Annotated in this window: 20 protein-coding genes; 9 read left to right on the top strand and 11 right to left on the bottom strand. The window is 70.7% G+C overall.

What is annotated here, in order from left to right; translation table 11 throughout:
- Window position 1: 1 nt before the first annotated feature.
- Both AB5L52_RS07085 and AB5L52_RS07090 read right to left on the bottom strand, forming a co-directional pair.
- Window positions 2–436 carry a roadblock/LC7 domain-containing protein gene (locus tag AB5L52_RS07085; protein WP_351030610.1) on the bottom strand — a complete coding sequence of 145 codons (435 nt, stop codon included), beginning with the start codon at window positions 434–436 and terminating at the stop codon, window positions 2–4.
- An 87-nt stretch (window positions 437–523) separates the two neighbouring features.
- A complete protein-coding gene (locus AB5L52_RS07090; RefSeq protein ID WP_369363018.1) occupies window positions 524–3,097 on the bottom strand; it encodes a sensor histidine kinase in 2,574 nt (857 codons plus the stop codon).
- A 623-nt stretch (window positions 3,098–3,720) separates the two neighbouring features.
- On the opposite strand from AB5L52_RS07090, the gene AB5L52_RS07095 reads away from it, so the two are divergent.
- Genes AB5L52_RS07095 through AB5L52_RS07105 form a run of 3 tightly spaced genes read left to right on the top strand, consistent with a single transcriptional unit; the run spans window position 3,721 to window position 6,025 of the window.
- On the top strand, window positions 3,721–3,927 hold the full coding sequence (locus tag AB5L52_RS07095; protein ID WP_369363019.1) for a hypothetical protein: 207 nt from the start codon (window positions 3,721–3,723) through the stop codon (window positions 3,925–3,927).
- Window positions 3,928–3,983: 56 nt separating this feature from the next.
- Complete coding sequence (locus tag AB5L52_RS07100; protein WP_351029743.1) at window positions 3,984–4,646, top strand: response regulator transcription factor; 663 nt, start codon at window positions 3,984–3,986, stop codon at window positions 4,644–4,646.
- Window positions 4,643–6,025: a HAMP domain-containing sensor histidine kinase gene (locus AB5L52_RS07105; RefSeq protein ID WP_351029744.1), complete on the top strand. Its 1,383-nt coding sequence runs from the start codon at window positions 4,643–4,645 to the stop codon at window positions 6,023–6,025. Before AB5L52_RS07100 ends, AB5L52_RS07105 begins: the two co-directional genes overlap by 4 nt.
- A gap of 78 nt (window positions 6,026–6,103) precedes the next feature.
- Here the strand turns inward: AB5L52_RS07105 and AB5L52_RS07110 are convergent, their stop codons facing one another.
- The 5 genes from AB5L52_RS07110 to AB5L52_RS07130 all read right to left on the bottom strand — a co-directional run bounded on the left by AB5L52_RS07110 (window position 6,104) and on the right by AB5L52_RS07130 (window position 12,835).
- Complete coding sequence (locus AB5L52_RS07110; protein ID WP_369363020.1) at window positions 6,104–6,937, bottom strand: hypothetical protein; 834 nt, start codon at window positions 6,935–6,937, stop codon at window positions 6,104–6,106.
- A 105-nt stretch (window positions 6,938–7,042) separates the two neighbouring features.
- On the bottom strand, window positions 7,043–7,891 hold the full coding sequence (locus tag AB5L52_RS07115) for an ABC transporter permease (protein WP_369363021.1): 849 nt from the start codon (window positions 7,889–7,891) through the stop codon (window positions 7,043–7,045).
- A 111-nt stretch (window positions 7,892–8,002) separates the two neighbouring features.
- On the bottom strand, window positions 8,003–9,010 hold the full coding sequence (locus AB5L52_RS07120; RefSeq protein ID WP_351029750.1) for a hypothetical protein: 1,008 nt from the start codon (window positions 9,008–9,010) through the stop codon (window positions 8,003–8,005).
- Window positions 9,011–10,188: 1,178 nt separating this feature from the next.
- Entirely contained in the window at window positions 10,189–11,394 is a 1,206-nt protein-coding gene (locus AB5L52_RS07125; protein WP_369363022.1) for a hypothetical protein, read from the bottom strand.
- A 214-nt stretch (window positions 11,395–11,608) separates the two neighbouring features.
- Window positions 11,609–12,835, bottom strand: a complete 1,227-nt coding sequence (locus AB5L52_RS07130) for an MBL fold metallo-hydrolase (RefSeq protein ID WP_369363023.1) — start codon at window positions 12,833–12,835, stop codon at window positions 11,609–11,611.
- Window positions 12,836–13,061: 226 nt separating this feature from the next.
- Here AB5L52_RS07130 and AB5L52_RS07135 point away from each other — a divergent pair, with 226 nt between their 5' ends.
- The 4 genes from AB5L52_RS07135 (at window position 13,062) to AB5L52_RS07150 (ending at window position 15,846) form a co-directional block, all read left to right on the top strand.
- Entirely contained in the window at window positions 13,062–13,382 is a 321-nt protein-coding gene (locus AB5L52_RS07135; protein WP_369368830.1) for a thiamine pyrophosphate-dependent enzyme, read from the top strand.
- The gene (locus AB5L52_RS07140; RefSeq protein ID WP_369363024.1) at window positions 13,379–14,563 is read left to right on the top strand and encodes a Glu/Leu/Phe/Val dehydrogenase dimerization domain-containing protein; all 1,185 of its coding nucleotides are present in this window, start codon (window positions 13,379–13,381) and stop codon (window positions 14,561–14,563) included. Before AB5L52_RS07135 ends, AB5L52_RS07140 begins: the two co-directional genes overlap by 4 nt.
- Before the next feature lie 136 nt (window positions 14,564–14,699).
- On the top strand, window positions 14,700–15,017 hold the full coding sequence (locus AB5L52_RS07145) for a hypothetical protein (protein WP_369363025.1): 318 nt from the start codon (window positions 14,700–14,702) through the stop codon (window positions 15,015–15,017).
- 214 nt (window positions 15,018–15,231) lie between these two features.
- Window positions 15,232–15,846 carry a TetR/AcrR family transcriptional regulator gene (locus tag AB5L52_RS07150; RefSeq protein ID WP_369363026.1) on the top strand — a complete coding sequence of 205 codons (615 nt, stop codon included), beginning with the start codon at window positions 15,232–15,234 and terminating at the stop codon, window positions 15,844–15,846.
- Between the two features lie 171 nt (window positions 15,847–16,017).
- Here the strand turns inward: AB5L52_RS07150 and AB5L52_RS07155 are convergent, their stop codons facing one another.
- A complete protein-coding gene (locus tag AB5L52_RS07155; RefSeq protein ID WP_351029760.1) occupies window positions 16,018–16,803 on the bottom strand; it encodes an SGNH/GDSL hydrolase family protein in 786 nt (261 codons plus the stop codon).
- A 163-nt stretch (window positions 16,804–16,966) separates the two neighbouring features.
- Window positions 16,967–19,042: an alpha-galactosidase gene (locus AB5L52_RS07160; RefSeq protein WP_369368831.1), complete on the bottom strand. Its 2,076-nt coding sequence runs from the start codon at window positions 19,040–19,042 to the stop codon at window positions 16,967–16,969.
- Window positions 19,043–19,214: 172 nt separating this feature from the next.
- Between AB5L52_RS07160 and AB5L52_RS07165 the strand changes: the two genes are divergently transcribed.
- Window positions 19,215–20,012: a tyrosine-protein phosphatase gene (locus AB5L52_RS07165; RefSeq protein WP_369363027.1), complete on the top strand. Its 798-nt coding sequence runs from the start codon at window positions 19,215–19,217 to the stop codon at window positions 20,010–20,012.
- A gap of 126 nt (window positions 20,013–20,138) precedes the next feature.
- On the opposite strand, the gene AB5L52_RS07170 is transcribed toward AB5L52_RS07165, so the two are convergent.
- Window positions 20,139–20,261, bottom strand: a complete 123-nt coding sequence (locus AB5L52_RS07170; RefSeq protein WP_369363028.1) for a DUF6126 family protein — start codon at window positions 20,259–20,261, stop codon at window positions 20,139–20,141.
- Complete coding sequence (locus AB5L52_RS07175) at window positions 20,258–20,881, bottom strand: helix-turn-helix domain-containing protein (protein ID WP_369363029.1); 624 nt, start codon at window positions 20,879–20,881, stop codon at window positions 20,258–20,260. The genes AB5L52_RS07170 and AB5L52_RS07175 overlap by 4 nt, the downstream gene beginning before the upstream one ends.
- Before the next feature lie 140 nt (window positions 20,882–21,021).
- Between AB5L52_RS07175 and AB5L52_RS07180 the strand changes: the two genes are divergently transcribed.
- On the top strand, window positions 21,022–21,318 hold the full coding sequence (locus AB5L52_RS07180; RefSeq protein WP_351563735.1) for a hypothetical protein: 297 nt from the start codon (window positions 21,022–21,024) through the stop codon (window positions 21,316–21,318).
- Window positions 21,319–21,321: the final 3 nt, after the last annotated feature.

Below are 21,321 nucleotides of genomic sequence, written 5' to 3' on the forward strand. Positions count from 1 at the left end.
CTCAAGGCCTCGTCACCGTGGATTCGACGGCGTGCTGCCGGGGTGCGGTCACGAGGTAGGGGCGGACGCTCTTGACGAGCATCGCCATCTCGTAGCCCAGGACGGCCGCGTCGGCCTCCCGCCCCGCCAGCACGGCGAGACAGGTGCCGGAGCCGGCGGTGGTGACGAACAGCAGGGTCGAGTCGAGTTCGACGACGACCTGGCGGACGTCCCCGCCGTCGCCGAACCGGACGCCCGCGCTGCGGCCGAGGGAGTACAGGCCGGAGGCCAGGGCCGCCATGTGGTCGGCACTGTCGATGTCGAGGCCGTGTACGGACTTCACCAGCCCGTCGCAGGACAGGAGCACCGCGCTGTTGGTGTGCGGTACGCGCTGCACGAGGCCGCTCAGCAGCCAGTCGAGGTCGGATGCGTGGGCGGTCGGCGCGTCGCTCGCCATGGTGGATCGACTCCTTGGGGTATCTGCGGGAGCGCGGGGTTGGGGGGGAGTGGTCGTCGGGGTGGGGGTTGGATACGGTGCGGGCGGTCAACCGGCCGGGGCGCTCCCGTCGGACCGGCCGACGCCGCGGACACCGTCGGATACGGGCGCGTGGGCGCGCCGCTGCGATATGGGGGGCGGGTCCGTGTGGTCCGAGCCCGGGTGGTCTGCGGTGGTCGTATGGGCTGAGCCTGTGTAGTCGACGCCCATGTGGTCAGGCTGCATGCGCGGTGGCTCGGTGAACTCCGATGCGGTGGGCCGGATGTGACGGTCCATCAAGTGTGCGGCGTCCATGCGCGTGGCACTCATGTGCGTGGCATCCATGTGTGCGGGCGCCAGGTGCGCTGCGTCCGTATGGGCTGAACCCATGTGGTCCGCGTCCGTGCGGGCCCGGTCCGTGCGCGCTGCACCCATGTGGGCCGCGTCTGTGTGTGCTGAGCCCAGGTAAGTGGAGTCCTGAGGGCTGGAGTCGAGGAGGCTTGAGCTCAGGGGGCTGGAGTGCAGATGGCTGGACTCCAGGGAGCTGGAGTACGGGTATTCGGGGTCCAGCGGGGATGGCTCCTGGCTCTCCAGGTGCTGCTGTGCCTCGGCGAGCCCGATCCCACGCTGGAAGGCCGCCATCAGCCCGGGGTCGTGGCCCGGGACGGTGTCGTCGTCCTGACGGGGTGCGGGGCCGCCGCGCAGCTGGGGGACGATGTGCTGCTGGGCGCGGCGCCGGGGCAGCTGGGGCTTGCCCATGGTGCCGTGCACGGTGCCGACCCGTGGCGTGGGCAGCACGCCCGCGTGCGCCTCGACCGCCGCGCGGTCCTCGGGGCTGATGCCGGGCACCGCATCGGCGGGGGTGGGCCGTTCCTGTCGCGCACCGCGCACGGGAAGCGGTGCCAGGGCATCCTCCCTGCGCCCGCCGTCACCACTCTCCGCACCACGCTGCCCGCCCCAGGTCTCGGCACCGGGCCGCCCGCTCCCACTCTCGGTACCAGGCCACCCACTCCCGCCCTCGGCACCGCGCCGCCCGTTCCCGCGCTGGGCGTGCCGTCGGCGCCCGGTCGCCTGTGCCTGTGTCTGCGCCTGTGTCTGTGCGGCATCGATGCCGGCGTCGATTCCAGCAGCGACGACAGCCCCGGACACGGCGTCGGCCCCCGAGGCGGACGGGGCATCGTCTCCCGACCGGACACCGCCATGGGCGGCTCCGTCGTCGCCTGCGGACCTCGCTCCCGGGGCGGCCCCTGCCGCGGGCACGGACGTCGGCACAGACCCCCGCATCTGCCCGGCCCCATACCCCTGCCCGGGCACCTGAACATGGGCAGCGGCCTGCTCCTGGGGCCGCACCTGCGATGACGCACCGGTGTCCGCGGGATTCTGTGACTGCGGTACGCCCGCCGCCCCGGCCCCCGCGGCCGCTCCGGGCACCCCGGACGCCGTTCCCAACAGCGCCTGCGGGACGACGAGTACGGCCTGCACACCGCCGTAGATGTTGGTCTGCAGCCGTACGTGAATGCCGTGCCGGCGGGCGAGCTGGGAGACGACGTAGAGGCCGATACGGCCGTCGGCCAGCAGGCTGGCGACGTTGACCTGGTCGGGGTCGGCGAGCAGGGCGTTCATCCGGTTCTGTTCGCCGACGGGCATGCCGAGCCCTCGGTCCTCGACCTCCACGGCGAGCCCGGAGGTGACGAGGTTGGCGCGGAGCAGCACCTGGGTTTGCGGGGCGGAGAACACCGAGGCGTTCTCGATGAGTTCGGCGAGCAGATGGATGACGTCGGCGACGGCGTGGCCGCGCAGTTCGCCGTCGATCGGCGGCACCAGCTTGACCCGCGAGTACTGCTCGACCTCGGCGATGGCAGAGCGCAACACCTCGGTCATGCTGACCGGGTTGCTCCACTGCCGCCGGGAGACGGCGCCGCCGAGCACCGCGAGGTTCTCGGCGTGCCGCCGGATGCGGGTGGCCAGGTGGTCCACGTGGAACAGGCCCTTGAGCAGGTCGGGGTCCTCGATCTCGTTCTCGAGGTCGTCGAGGATCGAGATCTCCCGGTGGACGAGCGACTGGAGCCGGCGCGCGAGATTGACGAAGACCTCCAGCTTCTGCTCGCTGCCCGCGTGACTGGAGAGCTGGGCGGCGCGCACGACGGCAGTGACGGCGCCGTCGTGCGCGCGGGCCAGATCGGCCGCGAGCAGCTCGAAGTCGTCGGCGTCCGCGGGCGGCCGACGGCGTGACGGGTGCTGCGGCGGGGTCTCCCCCTGGCGCAGCGCGTCGACCAGGGCATGCAGGTCGGCCTCGCCGCGCGCAGCGATACCGCGCAGCGCGTCGACGCGGTCGGAGACCGCGCGGGCGGCGCGGTCGGCGGCCACGGCGGCGATGACGATGGCGGCCATGGTCACGGTGACCGCTCCGGCGAGCACCGCCCAGAGCATGGGGCCGGTACGGGCGCCGGTGGAGCGGATGCTGAAGAGGACCGCGGCGGTGGCGCTGAGCGCGACCGCGAGGGGCGGCAGCACGGCGAGCCGCATGAGCTGGGGCCGTATGCGCATTTCGGGCAGTGCGGGAGCGGGGCGGGCGACCGGTCGCCCGTGCCGGCCACCCTCGCGGCGGTCGGCACGGCCGGCCGGTGCTCGGAGGTGAGACATCTGCGTCCTCGTACTGGTCCGTCGGGCCTGTTTCTCATGCGGTGCTTCTCATGCGGTGCGCGGCGGGCATGCGTCATCGCGGTGTCGGCGGGCGGAACCGGTGAACCCGGCCGCGACGCGACGGCCACTCACAGTAGTCGCCTGCGCATCATGTGCGGTGGGCAGTTGACAAACTCCATCGAGGAGCGTCCCGCTCTGGTATGAAGCGTCGTACGACAGACCGATAACCCGGCCGGGTACGGTGCATTCGATCCGAAGGGGATCGATAAACCCTGGTCAAAACCCGTCATGACCGGTCGACGGTGGGCAGTGGACCGGCGCCGTCCCCAGCCCTCGCCTCACGCCCGATTTCCGAAAGTCGCCGGTCCGCCCTCCCCCGTCGCCACACCCCTCGACCGGCGACACCGACCAGCTGTGCATCACGGAGAGTATTTACCTTGGCCTGACTTTAAGGGCGGCGGAGCCCCCTCTCCGAGGCCATGCCGGTCAGGTGCCGGGGGGAGGCCAGTGCTTCAGGTCACTGACAGCCGTCAGGCCACCGGGAACACTCCTGGCTCGCCATTCGTCTACGGTTCATGAGCCGTCTACTAGCTTGTAGTCATTCCTAGGAGGGCCCGGCGTCAATGACCACACCGCTGCATCTGGCCTCGCAGCCGGCTGTCAACATGCTGGACGCCCGATCGCCGCTCACCGCGTTCGATGTCCTCGCCGGGGTCGCCGTCGGCGCCCTCACCTCGCCGATACTGATGACCGTGATGCGCAGACGGTCGCAGACGCCGGCCCGGTGGATCGCATCCGGGCGACTGCGTCCACTGCTCGTTGCCCCGTGAACCGACAGCCCGTCGCCCGCCCGACCGCCATGTGACCGAGAGACCTCTGGAAGATCATGCGCCATAAGATCCTTGTCGTCGAGGACGATCACGCCCTGCGCGATGTGCTGCGTCGGGGCCTGACCGAGGAAGGCTTCGAGCCGGTCCTCGCCTCCGACGGCGCAACGGCCCTGCGGCTGGCCACCGCCGATGTCGCGGCGGCAGTCCTGGACATCGGGCTGCCCGACGCGGACGGACGGGACGTGTGCCAGGCCATGCGCGCCAACGGCTTCCTCGCTCCCGTGATCTTCCTGACCGCCCGGCACCAGCTCACCGACCGGCTGTCCGGCTTCTCCGCAGGTGGCGACGACTATCTGCCCAAGCCCTTCCACCTCGCCGAGCTCGCCGCGCGGCTGAGAGCCGCTCTCAAACGAGGCGCGCCGGCTTCGACGGCCACGGTCGGGGACCTCGTCCTGGACCCGGTCGGACACAGCGCAACTGTGCACGGTGTCCGCGTTGCCCTGACCCCGACGGAGTTCCGGCTGCTCGCGCCGCTCGTCGCTGCGGCGGGCTCCCATGTGCCGCGTCGCGAGCTGATCAGGGCGGCCTGGCCCGAAGGAGCGCAGGTGAGTGACAACGCCCTGGACCAGTACCTGACGCGGCTGCGTCGTAAGCTGCGCGAGGCCGGCAGCTCGTTGACGATCGGCACGGCACGCGGGATCGGACACCACCTGTCATGAACCCCGACCGTGCCCTGCGCCGCCTGGCGCCCCGCACCCTGCGCGGCCGGCTCTCCCTCGTGGCGCTGACCACCGCCGCCCTGTTGATGACCGTCCTGACCGTGGTGTTCAACGTCGTGATGGACAGGCATCTGCAGCATCAGGCGGACGACGAACTGCGCAACAGGGCCGCCGCCGTCGCCACGACCGTCGACACCAGCGGCTCCCGGGCGCGCGTCCTGGAGACCAGCAACGACGGTCTCCTCGACGCGAACGTGTGGATCTACGCCGGCTCCCGCTTGCTCGAAAAGCCTCCGTCGCCCATGGCCGGCAGCCCGCTGAGCCAGGCCGCCGACCGGCTGGCCGCACGGCGCACTGCGGCGTGCACGACCTTCGACGGCCACGGTCACCAGCTCGTCCGCCTGTGCTCCCGGCCCCTGCACGGCCGTCACGCCGCCGCGACGGTCGTCACCGCCCTGGACCTGGGCCCCTACCGCAGTTCGGCCAACACCCTGCTGCTGGGATCACTGATCCTGGACGCGGTGATGCTCGCGTGCACCTACGTGCTCACACGTCTGGCCGTCGGACGGGCACTTCGCCCGGTGCGAACGATGACCGACCAGGCCACCCAGTGGAGTGCCGTGGGCTCCGACGACCGCTTCGGAGCCGAGGAACACCCGGCTGAACTCGCGCGCCTGGGCGCCTCCCTGGACGCGCTCCTGGACCGCATCCGCACCGTGCTGCGCCACGAACGGCAGCTCACCGGCGAGCTGTCCCACGAACTGCGCACCCCCCTCACCCGGATCGTCATCGAACTCGACTGGTGGCGGGCCCGCCCCCGCTCGGGAGCCGAGACGCACGCCACCCACGAAGTGATCGCCGAGGCCGCTCAGTCGATGCGCACGATCTGCGACACGCTCCTGAACGATGCCCGCGACAACGCGCTGAACCAGCCCACGGCGCCCGGAACGACCGACGTCGTCCCCGTCCTCGACCGTATGATGCAGCGCCTCGACACACCGGACGACGTCAAGGCCACCGTCGTGCCCGGAGCAACGGAGCTTGAGGCAGGGGTCGCCCCCGCCCTCCTGGAACGCATCCTCAGCCCGTTGCTCGCCAACGCCGTCCGTTACGCCCGCTCCGGCGTGACCGTAGCCGCGCTCCGGGTGTCCGGCACCGTGCGCATCGACGTGGTCGACGACGGCCCGGGCGTGCCCGAGTCGTTCGTCGCCGAGCTGTTCCAGCCCGGCAGGCGCGCCGACGAGCAGGACGGGCACGACGGCGCGGGCCTCGGGCTGCCGCTCGCGCGACGCCTGGCCCGCGCGGTCGGCGGCGACGTGTCGTACGACCCCGCACACACGTCCGGGACACGGTTCACGGTCAGTCTGCCTGCTGCCTGACCGCTTCTTTCTGCGCGTTTCTGCGCGTTTCTGCGCGGCAGGCTGCGATGACGCGCAGTTCGCCGCTGTTGCCGCAGCTCAGGCCGTAAGTCCGATCTGCTTCGGTTCGGTGACGTCCTTGCGGGTGACGGAGAGGTAGATGACCAGCCCGAGGATGACCGCCAGGAACAGGGCGCTGGTGATGACGGTGCCCAGGCCGAGGCCGCCGTCGCCGGTGGGCTGGGAGAGGTAGTCACCGATGGAGGCGCCGAGGGGGCGGGTGAGGATGTAGGCGATCCAGAAGCTCCACACCGCGTCCAGGTCCAGCGCGAAGTGGGCGAGGGCCACCGCTGCGATGGCGGCCGCGAACAGGACGGCGGACAGCCAGAATCCGACATCCATCCTCTCGGCGAGCAGGTCGCCGGCGGAGGTGCCGAGGGCGAAGGCGAACAGGACGGCCGGCCAGTAGAACGCCTCGCGGCGGGTGGTGTCGATGTGATGGATCGACAGGGTGCGCTCGGTGCGGTACCAGAGCGCGAAGACGATCACCAGGGCAATCGCGAAGACCGTGGTGGTGGTCTCCAGCGCCACGCCCATGGTGTCGGTGAGGTTGTCGCTGACCAGGGTGCCGACGATGCTGATCAGCGCGACGGCGAGCCAGTACACGCCCGGGCGGTAACCCGTGGAGCGGAACTGGACCACCAGGGCGACGGAGAGCAGGGCACTCATCAGCAGCGACACACCGGTCAGCCCCAGACCGGCCTTCTCGTTCAGCAGGTCGGCCGCGGTCTCGCCGACCGTCGTGCACAGCACCTTGATGATCCAGAAGTAGATGGTGAGTTCCGGCACCTTGTTCCAGTGCAGCCAGTGACGGGCATGACCTGCCTGGCCGACCTCCGGAACCACCTGACTCTCAGACGTTTCATAGGTCATGCTGCCTGACCGTGCCACCCGGCGCCTGAACACATCCTGACCGCCGCCGTGGACCAGCCGGCTCACGCGTCCCGCACATGCAGCATGTTCCGGAGTCATGGCCCCCTACTCGGGCTTCCGATTCGGTGCCTGCGCCTTGGAGAACCTTCTCGCCTTGCGCGGGGCACTTGTGTGCGCGTCCCACGCGGGTCGATGGAGGCGGTGGCGTGCCACGAGTTCAAGCGTCACTGCCACGGCGATGGCCTGCACGGCCATGAGCGCGATGAGGACGAACAACTGCACCGCCCCGGCCAGCACGGGACCGGCCCCTCCGAGGAGCATGCCGACGAACGCCCCGGGGAGCGTGACCAGTCCGACCGTACGGGTCTGGTCGAGGCCGGGCAGCAGAGCGTCGGAGGCGGCGGGGCGCAGTATCTCCATCCGCGCGTCCCGGTCCGACAGTCCGAGTGCCATCGCGGCATCCACCTCACCTCGTCGCTGTGTCAGTTCGTCCAGGGCACGACGTCCGGCAAGGACCGTCACGGTGAGTGCGCCGCCGATGAGGATGCCGGTGACGGGGATCAGGGCGATGCCCTGCAAAGGGACGAGACCGGTGAGGAGGAGCGCCGCGACGACCGGCACCACACCGGCGGCGATCGGGGCGGCCGTCAACCACCACGTGTGGTTGCTGGTGATTCTCCGTCCGGCGGTGCGAACAGCCACCGTGAACATCACGACGAGGAACACCAGCAGCCCCGCCATCGACTCAACGGCCCAGGCGATGACCATGGACACCAAGGCAAGCTGGACGGCGGCGCGGAAGCCGGCGACGAGGAGTTCCCGAGCGCGGCTCTTGTAGGGGTGCGGATCGAGATGGCACCAGCTCGCGACCGCCGCCGCCAGCAACAGCAGAGCGGTGAGCAGGATGCCAAGGGTCGTGTTGACCGGTACCAGAGATGCCGCGCTCGACGTCACGTTTCCCACCTCAAGAAGCTGCCGCAAGAGCCCGATGCACTGCGCGGTTTCCCGCCCCGGCTGGCCCGGCGGCCGACAGCGCAGTGTATGCAGGCATGTGTCTCCGCGCTGTCACCAGCCATGGCCGCCACTGTTGTGCAACAGGGCCAGGACGGTGGTGGTCGCGATGAGCGCCTGGGTGAGGCGGAGTTGGCAGCACAGCGCCGTCAGCGCGCAGGCGAGCGCTGCGTACCACGGCATCGACCACGGTGCCGTGAGAATCCAGGCGAAGGTGAGCACGAACGGAACGGTGACCAGGGGAGAGGCATCCGCGGGGACGTGCCTGTGCAGCACCACGGCCAGCCCCAGCATCAGCGTGGGCCAGAGGATGCTGACGACTGCCGCAGCCCCACCAGGCCCCATGAGGGCGGTGGCGAAGTCGTCGAACACGGCCCACAACGAAGGCTTGGACACCATGTGCGAGGCCGCGGTGAGCGGGGCAAGGGCATGCAGACCGTACGCGGCGTACAGGACGGTCGATGTGAGCACGGCCGTGCCCGCCACCCGAACGGCCCGCTGCCAGGCGCCGCCGCGCAGCAACGGCCACACCAGCCCCACACCGACCAGAGCGGCACTGATCTTGACGGCGCAGACGAGGCCGACCAGTCCGCCGACCGCCAGGTCCGCGTGCCATCCGCGTGCCTTGCGCGCCAAGTGGACAGCGCTGACGGCCAGGATCGCTACGAGGGTGTCCAGATGCCCGCCCCCGACCAACACGCCGATCAGCAAGGGATTCGCGCTCCAAAGGAGCGCCGCCAGGACCGGGTCGGCGGCGGTGCGGATCAACAGGTAGCCGGTGCCGAGAAACACAGCTGCGTTGGTGAGCATCAGTGCCCATACCGTCAGCCAGGGCTGGTCACCGCCGACGAACGCCGCAGCGGCCTGCCACCACGTGGCGACCGGCCCGTACACCGACGGGGTGTTCCGCCACGCGTCACTGACCAGATGCGCATATACCCCGCCGAGTTGGGCGGGCGTCGTCACGTACGGATCACCGCCCAGAGCGGCGATACGGCCGTATGCGGCGTAACTGGCCGTGTCGGAGGAGCCGATCGGGGTGAGGTCCGCGACCAGGAGCACGGCGCATGCTCCGGCACGAAACAGAGTGCGCGGGTCAGGCCGCCATCCTTGGGTGTGGGCGTGGAGCAGAAGGAGTGTTCCCGCACAGGACAGCACTATGGCGACCGACGTGACTGCCTCGGAGACGGCTCCGGACATCGAAGGCAGGTGGAACCAGGTGATCGGCGTCCTCAGGGTGTTGCGGTTGGGCGCGCTCGCACCGACCAGCCCGAACAGAAGGACGCTTGCCCCGGCCATCGACAGGGCTGCGCGGGGCCAGGGCTCTCCGTCTTCGGTTCGAACCCCGTATGCGGCCGCCCTGCCTCGGCCCGCAGGGCGAAGAACCCATCCGTCGTTGTCAGTCGTCAAGGTCAGCCTCTGAGTCGTACTCGGTCATGGCTCTTCCGCGCACGGACGATCCCTGGAATCACCTTGCGGGCGCGGCAGTATGCGTCAGGGCGGCGCTGTGCACGGCTCCGCCGGATCGGCTGCTACCTGGAAGGGCAGCGACCAACCCGCAGGCCGAACTCTTCACCGTTCCGACTGATGGGCACAACGGTCGCCGCTGCTACATCGTTGCGACAGGCGACGAGAGAGCCGTTCGGTCATCTGCCGGGCTGCTCGCCAGTACCAGGCTCCGCACGCCTGCACCCTGTTTAAAGACTTTGCCAAGACCTCTGGAGAGCTGCGCAGAGTCCCTGGCCAACGCGGCGTGCCCTTCCGGCTGGTGCGGCCGCCCGGCACTCGGGCATCCGGCATCCGGCCAGTACCTCCTCGGGCGTGCGAGGAGTTCGTCAGAGTCGGTGTGCGTGTGGCGTTTCGCGCCTGCTGCGCCGGCCAGGCCGGGAGAGCGCGTTGTCCGGCGGCAGGACCGCCGACGGACGACGGCACCGAGGCCGGCTCGGCGCCGTGGGCCGGTTGCCGAGCGCCCCCACGGACTACGACCGCGCGATTCCACAGCCGGCCACCACCTGCGCCCCGGTCAGCGGCCGGCGCGGTCGGGGCCTCATGATGCGATCCCGCACACTGGTGCGCCCCTGCCTGACAGCCACACCCGCTTCGGTGGCGGCCCATCGGCAATCGCGGTCAGCCACTTGGCCGACCTGACGACCGCGGCAGTCGGCGAGCCGAGTGAAACTCGGGAATGCCGACTGCCCCGACATAGGGGATGTGTCGGGGCAGTCCGTCGTCTCGGTTGGTCAGCCGAGCGAGGTGAGGAGCGTGTTGAGTGCCTTGACCTCGGCGGCCTTGTCGGGGTTCGGGGCACGTAGCGCCTTCAGGACCTGGTCGATTTCGCTGTCGAGGAAGTGCCACGACTGCTCGCTCTTGGGCTCGAGAGTGGGCTGGCCGTCGTCCCAAGCAGTCTCCAGGTCGGTCACTCGGGTGGTCGCGGCCGACTGGTTGCCCGAGTTGAGCTTGGCCAGGGTGTCAGCTGTGATCGTGCGGAACTTCGCGATCTCAGCTGGCGGGAAGGGTGCCGTCGCCTGCTTCGGGGTGAGGTGGGTGGTGACAGGTGCGGGCGCGTCGGACTCGCTGGCCGCGGCCGCGTGGGGCTGGTTGTGTGCCCAGACGAGAAGCGCCGCAGTCGCGACCGCTACGACGACGTAGTAGCCGAGCATGATCCGCTCACGCGCCGGGTTCAGCGCTCGTGAGGCATCGGTCGCGTCCTGGGTTTCGATGACATCGCTCCGGCTCAGCGTGAGGTACACGACCGTGGCGAGGATGGCGGCCAGGAAGATCACGCTGGTCACCGCGGTGCCGAGGGCCAGGCCGCCGTCGCCGCTGGGCGAGCCGAGCCAGTCGCCGAGATTGGCGCCGAGCGGGCGAGTGAGGATGTAGGCCAGCCAGAAGGAGAGCACCGCGTTGGCGCCGAGGCGCCATCCGAGGACGATCGCGACGATCAACCCGAGAGGCAGGAGCACGGAGACGCCCGGGGTCCAGCCGGTCAGGTCCAGGGTCCAGTCGCCGGTGGCGGTGCCGAGGGCGAAAGTGACCAGGATCGCGAGCCAGTAGAAGAGTTCGCGGGGACGGGTGGTGATGCTGTGGACCGACAGGGTCCGCTCGCGCGCATACCAGATTCCGAAGACAAGGGCGAGGACGCCGGCGAACACGCTACTGCTCAGTGCGAGGGGAACGCCCTGGCTGTCGGTGAGGATGTCGGTGTAGAGAGTGCCGGTCACACTCACGACCACGACGGTGAGCCAGTACACGAACGGAATGTAGCGTTTGGTGCCGAGTTGCCAGCCCAGGACGCCTGCCAGAACGACGGTGAAGATCAGTGCCGTATTGATCAGGCCGACACCGAGGTTCATGTTGATCCAGTCGGCGAAGCTCTCGCCAACCGTGGTGCACAAGATCTTGATGATCCAGAACCAGATCGTGACCTCGGGAACCTTGTTCAGCATCTGCCCAGCAGGCGTCCGAGGACTCCCGGAGTGGCGGCGATGAGAGGCCGCCCCGCCAGGCTGCCGGCCGGCTCGCTGTTGGTCTCCTTGCTGGGTGCCTGCCCCTGGAATCACAGGACTCTCAGACGTTTCATAGGTCATGCTGCCCGACTGTGCCATCGGGTACCTGAACACATCCTGACTGCCAGCGTCGCCCGCTTCAGCTCGTCCGCGGTCAGCCCTCGCCCACAAGGTCGAGGTCGTCCCGGGGCGCCACCGGAGTGACCTCCGGAACGGGCCACTTGCGGTTCAGCGGCTGGGACACATCCCGCCACCAGGGGTGCGCGGGGAGAACCCCAGCGGGCTCGAAGGGCTGGCCCGGAGTAGGGACGGCGACCGCCTGTCCGACCGCGCCGGCTGCGGCCAGCGTCCACTCCCCCGGCTCGGCCCAGGGATGGATCGAGAGATTGAATGTTCCCCAGTGGATCGGCAGCATGACCCCGCTCGGCCGGCCTTGCTGCAGGTCAAGGTGGCTCTGGACGCCCTGCGAGGGGTTCATGTGGATGTCCGGCCACGCGCCCGGCAGCGGCGTGGAATCCGTGTGGTTCTTGGGCCAGAACTCGCTGTAAGCGCCGATCTGGATCATCGTGGCGTCGAACGGGCCGTGGGCCGCACCGATCTCCTTGAAGCCGTCGAAGTAGCCGGTGTCACCGCTGTGGTAGATCCGGTGCTCCTCGCCGGCGACGACCCAGGACGACCAGAGGGTGTGCTGGGTGTTGCGCAGGCCCCGACCGCAGAAGTGGCGGGCCGGGGTGGCGGTGAGGGTGAGCCCGCCGATCCGGGTGGACTCGTGCCAGTCCACCTCGTGCAGCCGGTCCGCGGAGACGCCCCAGTGTTCGAGGTGTGCGCCGACGCCGAGCGGCACGGCGAACACGGTGTCCGTGCCGGCCAGCGCCTTGATCGTGGGCAGGTCCAGGTGGTCGTAGTGGTCGTGCGAGATGACGACCACGTCGACCTCGCCGAGCGCGGCCAGCGGCAGCGGCACGGGGTGCAGCCGTCTGGGGCCGGCGAAGGGGAACGGGGAGCAGCGCTCGCCCCAGACCGGGTCGAACAGCACGCGGTGGCCGTCGATCTCCGCGAGGACGCTGGAGTGGCCCATCCAGGTCAGTCGCAGTCCCGTGGCGGGCGGTCTGGCCAGGTCGGCGAAGGTCGTGGGGTGCACCGGGACGGTGCCTTCCGGGGCGCGCAGCGGCCGGGTGTCCTTGTCGAGGAACGCCTTGGCGAGGTCCAGCGGTGAGCCGGAGGGGCGGGTGCGGGCCGCACCGCCCGGGTTCTGGAAGACCCCGTCCTTGAAGTGGGGGGAGCGGCGGATGCGTGCCAGGCGCTCACCGCTCGGGTCCGCGCCGAACGCCGTCGGCCGCAGCGCGCGGAGCCCGGAGCCCGAGGAACGCAATCCGGTCACGGTACCTCCCGGTGGAGTGGGTGAGGCTCCCCATTATGGTCGGCCCCTCCGACAGCCCGGGTCCGCCGGGGTGCCATCGCAGCCCCGGCCCGCGCTACTGAATCTCCGTACAGCACGTTGACAGGGCGCGAACCGACTCCTGATACTGACTCGCGATTCAGTAATTCGACCCACCAGAAGAGATCCACCAGAAGAGCGCTGCACCCCGAACAGCGCGACATCGTCGATCTCGCCCGCGCCTTCGGACGGCGGGCGGCAGTTCACGGTGCAGGAACTGGCCACCGCCGTGCGGCTTCAACTTCCGCTGCCCATAGTGGTGTTCGCGAACGGCGGCTATGGCGAGATCCGCGACGAGATGCGGGCGCGGGCGCGGGGCGACGTCCCGGCCACGGTGGACCTCCCACCGGTCGATCTGACCGCCCTGGCCCGCGCCTACGGAGGACACGGCACGCGCGCGTGCGGTCCCGCCGCGCCGGCGGGTGCCCTCACCGCGGCCCCGGACCGGGCCGGCTCCACCCTGATCACCGTCCCCGAGGAGACCCCATGACCGCCCGTGCTCCCCTGATGTCGCTCGTGTGGACCGACCATGTCACCGGCCGCCAGGGCTTCCTGGTCGTGGACCGGCTGGTGCGCGGCGTGGCCAGCGGCGGGCTGCGGATGCGCCCCGGCTGCACGCTGGAGGAGGTGACGGGGCTCGCCCGCGGCATGACGATGAAGGAGGCTCTGCACTACGACCCCGAGGCACGTTACGTCCCGCTCGGCGGCGCCAAGGGCGGCATCGACTGCGATCCCCGGGACCCGGGGGCGTACGGGCTGCTGGTGCGCTATCTGCGCGCCATGCGGCCGTACATCGAGAGCTTCTGGACCACCGGCGAGGACCTCGGCCTCACCCAGGACCTGATCGATCGTGCGGCGGCCGAGGCGGGCCTGGTCTCCACCGTCCAGGCGGTCTACCCGCTGCTGGACGACGAGGCGACGGCCCGCAAGCGGCTCGCGGACGCCTTCGCGGTCGAGGTGGACGGCATCGGCCTGGACGAACTGGCCGGCGGCTGCGGGGTCGCCGAGTCGCTGCTCGCGGCGCTGGACCGGGCCGGCGTGCCGTACCCGGGCACCCGGGTCGCCGTGCAGGGGCTCGGCACGATGGGCGGCGCCACCGCGCGCTTCCTGGCCCGCGCGGGGCTGACGGTCGTGGCGGTCGCCGACATCAAGGGCACGATCGCCAATCCGGCGGGGCTCGACATCGACGCACTGCTGGCAGCGCGGGACCGCTACGGCACCGTCGACCGCCGTGTGCTCCGCCCCGGTGACCGCGAACTGCCCGGCGACGCCTGGCTGTCCGCCGACGCGGAGGTGCTCGTCCCGGCGGCCGTGTCGTACGCGATCGACACCACCAACCAGGACCGGATACGCGCCCGCTGGATCGTCGAGGCCGCCAACATGCCCGTGCTGCCCGCGGCGGAGGAGTTGCTGGCCGCGCGCGGGGTGACCGTGCTGCCGGACGTGGTGGTCAACTCCGGGACGAACGCCTGGTGGTGGTGGACCCTGTTCGGCGACATCGGCGCCGACGCCGAGGAGGCGTTCGCCCACATCCGGCGCTCCATGCGCGCCCTGGCCGACCTGATGCTCGACCGTGCGGACGCCGACGGTACGACCCCGCGCGCGGCCGCCCACGCCCTGGTGACCGACCGCCTCCCGATGATCGCGGAACGCTTCGGGTGGCACCGGTGACGGGTCCGGCGGAGCCACCCCCGGACGCGCGCAGCGATCTCCCCCACCTTCCCGAACTCTCCGGCCCCTCCGGTCTCTCCCCCCTCTTCGACCCGGCCCCGGTCGCCGTCGTCGGTGCGTCGACACGGCCCGGGAAGTGGGCTACTGGCCGGCCAAGGGGGCGTTGGCCGGGCGGGGGCGCCTCGGCCGCGAGCACGTCGTGGTGACCGTACCGCCCGCGCAGGTACGGCCCGTGGTGACCGAGGGCCTGGCGGCCGGCGCCCACTGCTTCACCGTCATCACCTCCGGCGGGGACCCGGCCGAGGAGCGGGCACCGGCTCGTGAGACGCTCGCGCACGGCGCCCGACTGCTCGGGCCCCACTGCATGGGCCTGGTCGACACGGGCAGTGAACTCCGGCGCTCGTCGATCACGCCCCACCCGGGTTCTCGCCGCCTACATGGAGGACTTCCGTGACGGCCGCCGCCGGGGCTGGCCCCGGTGCTGGCAGCGGCGCACGCGGCGGGCACAGGGTCGGCGGGCTTCGCGGAGGCGGCGGGGTTGGGTCAACACCGGTTGGCAAACACTCGATGGCGAACAACCGTTGACCCACACCTGTCTTTGGCCCCGGCCGCACGGGGGTGTCAAGAGGTCGTCAGCGGGTGTCCGGGCGGCTGTGTAGGGTGACCGCGTGGCGAGAGTGCGGTTGAGCGTGGCCGAGCGGCAGGAGGAGCTGCTGCGGGCCGCCATCGGGCAGATCGAGGCGCGGGGCGTGGCGGCGGTCAGGATCGCCGACGTGGCCGCCGCGCTCGGGGTGAGCAACGCGCTGGTGCTGTACCACTTCTCGACGAAGGAGAAGCTGGTCGCGGCCGCGTTCACCTATGCGGCCGAGGACGATCTCGCACATCTGCGCCAGCTGCTGGGCCGGCGGACGTCCGCGCTGCGCCGGCTGCGGGCCGCGGTGCGGTGGTACGCGCCGACCGGACAGGCCAAGGGCTGGCGGCTGTGGATCGAGGGCTGGGCCGTTGCACTGCGCGAGCCCGCCCTCCGGGAGGTCACCCGGGACCTCGACAGGCAGTGGAAGGCGGCGCTCACCGACGTCATCGCCGAGGGCGTGGCGGCGGGCGAGTTCGCCTGCGCCGACCCCGCCGGTGCCGCGCTGCGGCTGACGGCACTGCTGGACGGGCTGGCCGTACAGCTGACGTCGTACCCGGGCTCGGTACCGCGGACACGCGCGCAGGACTGGGTCGACGACGCGCTCGCCCGGGAACTGGGCCTGGACCGGAAGGCGTTGACGGAACGCTAGTGCCCCAACGGGCAACGTTCGCCCCGTCGCGACGCCCGGCCCGAGGCCGATGTACGCCGACCCCGAGCCCGGTGCAGGGCGCGTCCGCGCGGAGACGCACTGACCCCGAACACCCCCGTGCCCCCACCGTATGCGGCGCGGTGCGGGGCACGGGGGTAATGGGGGGTCGGGTCAGGCCACCGAGGCGATGCGGTGCTTGATGTCGTCGGGCGACAGGGCGCCCTTGGCCGTGACGTGGTCGCCGGAGGACTCGCCGCGCAGGCGGCGGCCGATCCACGGGACGAGGTACTCACGGGCCCAGTGGACGTCGTCGCGACGGATGTCCAGGGTGCCCCGGGGCGGCAGCGGCGGCCACGGCTGCTCGGGGTCGGCCGGGACCTCCAGGCCGAGGGCCTGGCCGGCGCGGAGCGCCACGCGCGTGTGCCCCTCGGGCGAGAGGTGGAGCCGGTCGTTGTCCCAGGCCCGGCGGTCCTGCACGGACTTCAGGGACCACAGGTCGAGCACGGGACAGCCGTACCGGTCCGCGATGGCCCGGACGTGCCCGTTGTACGTGGCGATCTTGCCGCGCAGATGCTTGAGCACGGGAACGCCACGGGTGTCGAAGCCGGTCGTCACCATGACCGTGCCCGCGGCCCCGGTGAGCTGGGCCAGGGCCCGCTCGAAGCGCTCGGCCACCTCGTCCGGGTCGGTGCCGGGGCGGATGATGTCGTTGCCGCCCGCACAGAAGGACACGAGGTCCGGGGCGAGTTCGACGGCCTGCGGGAGCTGGTCCTGCACGATCTGGTCGAGCAGCTTCCCGCGGACCGCGAGATTCGTGTATTTGAAGTCCCCCTCGGGCCGCCGGTCGGCGAGCAGTACCGCAAACCGGTCCGCCCAGCCCACAAACGCCCCGTCGGGCCCGGGATCGCCGACGCCCTCGGTGAAGCTGTCCCCCACCGCCACGTACGACCCGATCACTGATCTGTTGTCATTCTTCGAATCGTCTACCACGAAGCACCATGATTCACCTTCGGGTGTGACCTACGCGACCGTAAGGAGGGGTTGACGAACGGTGAGAAGAGACACTCTTAAATAGTTTGCGCATCAGGAATAGCACTGACCTCAGGCGGGTTGAATGCCTTCAGTCCATGCGACGCAGTCGGAGCACCGTCGCATCCAGGTCGCCGGTGAGTCCGGTGCGCAGCCCGTGGTGCAGCAGGACGGCTCCCCGGTGAACTTCGCCCGATTCATGGCATTCGTACGACGCCGTCGGGTCGAGTCCGCGCAGCCGCAGCGCCGGCACCGGCTCGCCGTAGCTCTGCGCCTGGAGCCAGGCGAGGACCACCGTCTCCTCACCCCGGACGTACTGCACAGCACTTAGGCCGCCAGCCGGAGGCCGCAACCGGTACAGCTCGCCGTGCTGGACGACCGGGCGCATCTCTTTGTAGAGCCGGACCCACTGCCGGGCCTCGGCGAGCTCCTCCACGGTCCACTCGGTGAGGTCGCCGCCGACGCCGAGTACGCCCGCCATGGCGCTGACGAAGCGGAACCGCAGCGTGCTGGCCCGGCCGTTGAGCTGGGTGTTCGGGCTGTCGGTGACCCAGGCGGCCATCACGCGCGCGGGATGGATCTGACTGAATCCGTGCTGGATGGCGAGCCGGTCGAGCGGGTCGGTGTTGTCGGAGGTCCACACCTGGTCGGTACGGCTGAGCACTCCGAGGTCGATCCGTCCGCCGCCGCCCGAGCAGGACTCGAAGGCCACCTGGGGATGCGCGGCGCGCAGGCGGTCCACCAGGGCGTACAGGGCACGGACGTGGTCCACCCACAGGCGCTGCGGATACGGCTCGCCGGGCCAGCCGGCGTCGGTGAAGCAGCGGTTGAAGTCCCACTTCACATAGTCGATCGGCGCGCTGGAGAGCAGGGTGTCCAGCTGCTCCCAGAGGTACTCCTGGACGTCCTCGCGGGCGAGGTTGAGGACGAGCTGATTGCGTAGTTCCGTCCGCCTGCGTCCTTGCTGGTACTGCACCCAGTCGGGGTGCGCGCGGTACAGGTCGCTGTCCGGGTTGACCATCTCGGGCTCGACCCAGATGCCGAACTGCATGCCCAGGCCGTGCACCTGGTCGGCGAGGGGCTTGAGGCCCTGCGGGAAGCGGTCGGGGTTGGGGGTCCAGTCGCCGAGGCCGGCACGGTCGCCGGTGCGGGCGCCGAACCAGCCGTCGTCCACCACGAACAGCTCCACGCCGATGTCGGCGGCCTGGCGGGCGAGCGTCAGCTGCTGCTCCTCCGAGATGGCGAAGTTCGTCGCCTCCCAGGAGTTGAAGAGCACCGGCCGGTCCCGCTCGGCGTCCGGGATGACGTACGCGCGCTGGTAGGCGTGCCAGGTGCGGCTCGCGCCGCCGAAGCCGCCGTCGCTCCACAGACCCGCGAAGACGGGAGTGGTGTACGACTCCCCCGGCTGAAGAAGCAACAGGCCCGAGTCGTCGTAGCCGGCGCCGCCGGTGATCTGCACGCGCGCGTCCGGGAGTTGGGCGACCGCGATACGCCAGGAGCCGGACCAGCCGAGCGCGCAGCCGTAGACCTCGCCGCGCTCCTCGGTGGCGTCGGTGTCGAGGGCCACCCAGGGCAGGTGCTGGTGGCCGGTGTGGCCGCGACGGCTGCCGATGACCTTCTCGCCGTAGGTGAGCGGGGCGGTGGTGAGACGGGACTCGGCGGCCCAGCGGCCATGCAGCTGGGACAGCCGCCAGCCGTCGCGGTCGGGCAGGGTCCAGGTGGCCGCGTCGGCCCGCAGCAGCTCCACGCGCGTGTGCCCGCCGTTCGCCACGGTGACCCAGCGCTCGACGACGTCACCACGCATCCGGTAGTGCAGGATCACGGCGAGGCCGTCGTCGACGAAGCGCAGCCGCAGTTCGTCGCCCTCCGTCTCGTACGCCTGGAAGCTCCACTCGGTGCCGCGGCGCTCCTCGGTGCGCACGGACAGGGCGGGGCGGACGAAGCGGGGGCCGCCCTCGACGGGGTACTCCTCGCGGCCGTCGAGCGGGGACTCGAAGGGCCAGTAGCCGGGCAGCGGGTCCTCGGCCAGGGCCTGCGCGTCCGCGAGGGCGATCCGCGGCCCCCAGTGCAGGTGGAGCAGCTCGTCCGCGTCGGTGAGATGCAGGGCATAACTGCTGGTGGGCCCCGAGAGGAGCCAGGTACGACCGTCTTCGGCGATGTCCACCACGTAAGACCTCACAGGTGCCAACAGATCCGCTCAAGTGCCAACATCATCGGGCTCGGCGCTCCTGGTGACAATGCCTGTGGACAACTCCTTGCCCGAGGAAACCGATGTCGTATGGTCGACAGAGCGCCCGCCGACGAGCCGCGACGGCGGGGTCCTATCGGGAGGAGCCCCCGTGACGCAGCACGTCCCGTCGACCGAGCCGGAGCTGGCCGGTGTACGCAATTTCCGCGACGTGGGCGGACTGCCGACCATGGACGGACGGCGGGTGCGGCAGGGGGTGCTGTTCCGCAGCGGGCACCTGGCGCACGCGACCGAGGACGACGCGGCGTTCCTCGCCTCGCTGGGCCTGCACACGATCTTCGACTTCCGCAACGCGGCCGACCAGAAGCTGGAGGGCCCGGACGTCCAGCTGCCCGGCGTGCGGAACGTGAACCTGCCGCTGAGCGATCCGGCGGACGGCGCCGAGTTCTGGAAGATGGTCCGCGACGGCGACCTCGACCAGCTGCGCGGGATCCTCGACGACGGCAAGGGCGCGGCTCGGATGATCGCCTCGTACCGGTCGATCGTCAAGGAGCGCACCGCCGAGCACTCCCGGGTGCTGCGGGCACTCGCCGAGGACAGCGTGCCCGCCCTGATGCACTGCGCGGCGGGCAAGGACCGCGCGGGCATCTCCATAGCCGTGACGCTCCTCGCGCTGGGCGTGGAGCGCGAGGCGATCGTCGCCGACTATCTGGAGTCCAACGCCAAGCACCGGCGCTACAAGGTCCGCCGCAGCGGCAGCACCGAGACCGCCTACACCCCCGAGGTCATGGAGCTGCTCAGCCCGCTCTTCGACGCCCGTGCCGAGTACCTGCAGGCGGCGTTCGAGGCCATCGAGCAGACCTGGGGCGGCGTGGACACCTACTTGGAGCAGGGCCTTGGCTTCACCCCGACCGCCCGCGACCACCTGCGCGAACGCCTGCTGGACTGAGCGAACCGGGGACGCACCGCGCGGGCTGCGCTGACGGCGGTGGGTCACCCGGGACCTGCGGGGCTGTCTCGGCCGGTCCCTGGCCGGCGGCGGGGACGACCGGTATCGGCAGCCCCGCCCGCCGTCTCAGCCCTTCGCGCCCAACGCGAACAGCAAGTACAGGAATCCGGCCAGGACATGGCCGAGGGCGATGTAGATGATCAGGCGGATCCACAGGGAACGGGGGAACTTCGTCTCGAAGTTGCTCATGGCAGCTCTCCGGTCAGCGGCCCCAGGCACAGCGTGGCCGTGGGGCTCTGCAGCAGGGTGTGGACGAACAGCAGCTCGACGCCGTCGTGGTCCTCGGCGGCGAGGCGGTGCGGGGTGAGTGAGTCGAAGTGCGCGCTGTCGCCCGGCCCGAGCAGATGCGCGGTGTCACCGAGGCGCAGCCGCAGCCGGCCCCGCAGGACGTAGACCCACTCCTCGCCGGGATGGACCCGCACGATGTCGCCCTGCGAGCCGTGCGGCACCCGCACCCGCAGCGCCTGCATGGCTCGGCCGGGCGCCCCGGCCTGGAAGTACGTCCAGCCGCCCGCCCGGGTCGGCTCCATGTCGCCGGCCCGCACGATCGCGTCCCGGTCGGCGACCGTCTCGCCCAGCAGGTCGGAGACGGTCGTACCGTAGATGCGGGCGAGAGCCAGCAGCAGCGGCAGCGACGGTTGCCGCCGGCCGGTCTCCAGCCGGGACAGATGGGCCGGTGAGAGCCCTGCGGTGCGGGCCGCGGCCTCCAGGGTGAGGCCGGTGCGCCGGCGCAGTGCCCGCAACTGCGGTGCGACGGCCGGCAGCTCGTCGTCCGGGCCCGCCGGTGGTCCGGCGTCTGAGGCGTTCATGCCTCCATTCAGGCGCCTGCTGTGCCCGTCTGGCAATTTCTTTGCCTGCGAGGCAAGAAGAGGCAAGAACACACGATCGCCCCTGCCCTGCTACGCTCGCCCCAGGATTTGAACACGTTCAAAAAAAAGGGGGGAACGTCATGTCGAGGAGCGCCGCATCCCAAGGGGCCGATTCGCCTGCCGTCCTACTGGGCCCCACCGCACTCGGGCTGGGCCTCGCAGCGGCAGCGGGCCTGTGTCCGTGGCTCACGTTCGGCCTGATCCCCGTGATGCTGATCTGCGGCGCACTCGCCTTCACCCTCGGCCTCGCGGGGATCCACTACGCCTTCCGTGGCATCGGCCGGATGTGGATGGCCGCCACGGGAGCCGTGCTGGGCGGGATCGGGTTCGCCTGTCCCCTGGTCCTCTTCCTGTTCGTTCCGTTCTACGTCGCGTGAGAG

The organism is Streptomyces sp. CG4 (assembly GCF_041080655.1).
Lineage (GTDB): Bacteria > Actinomycetota > Actinomycetes > Streptomycetales > Streptomycetaceae > Streptomyces.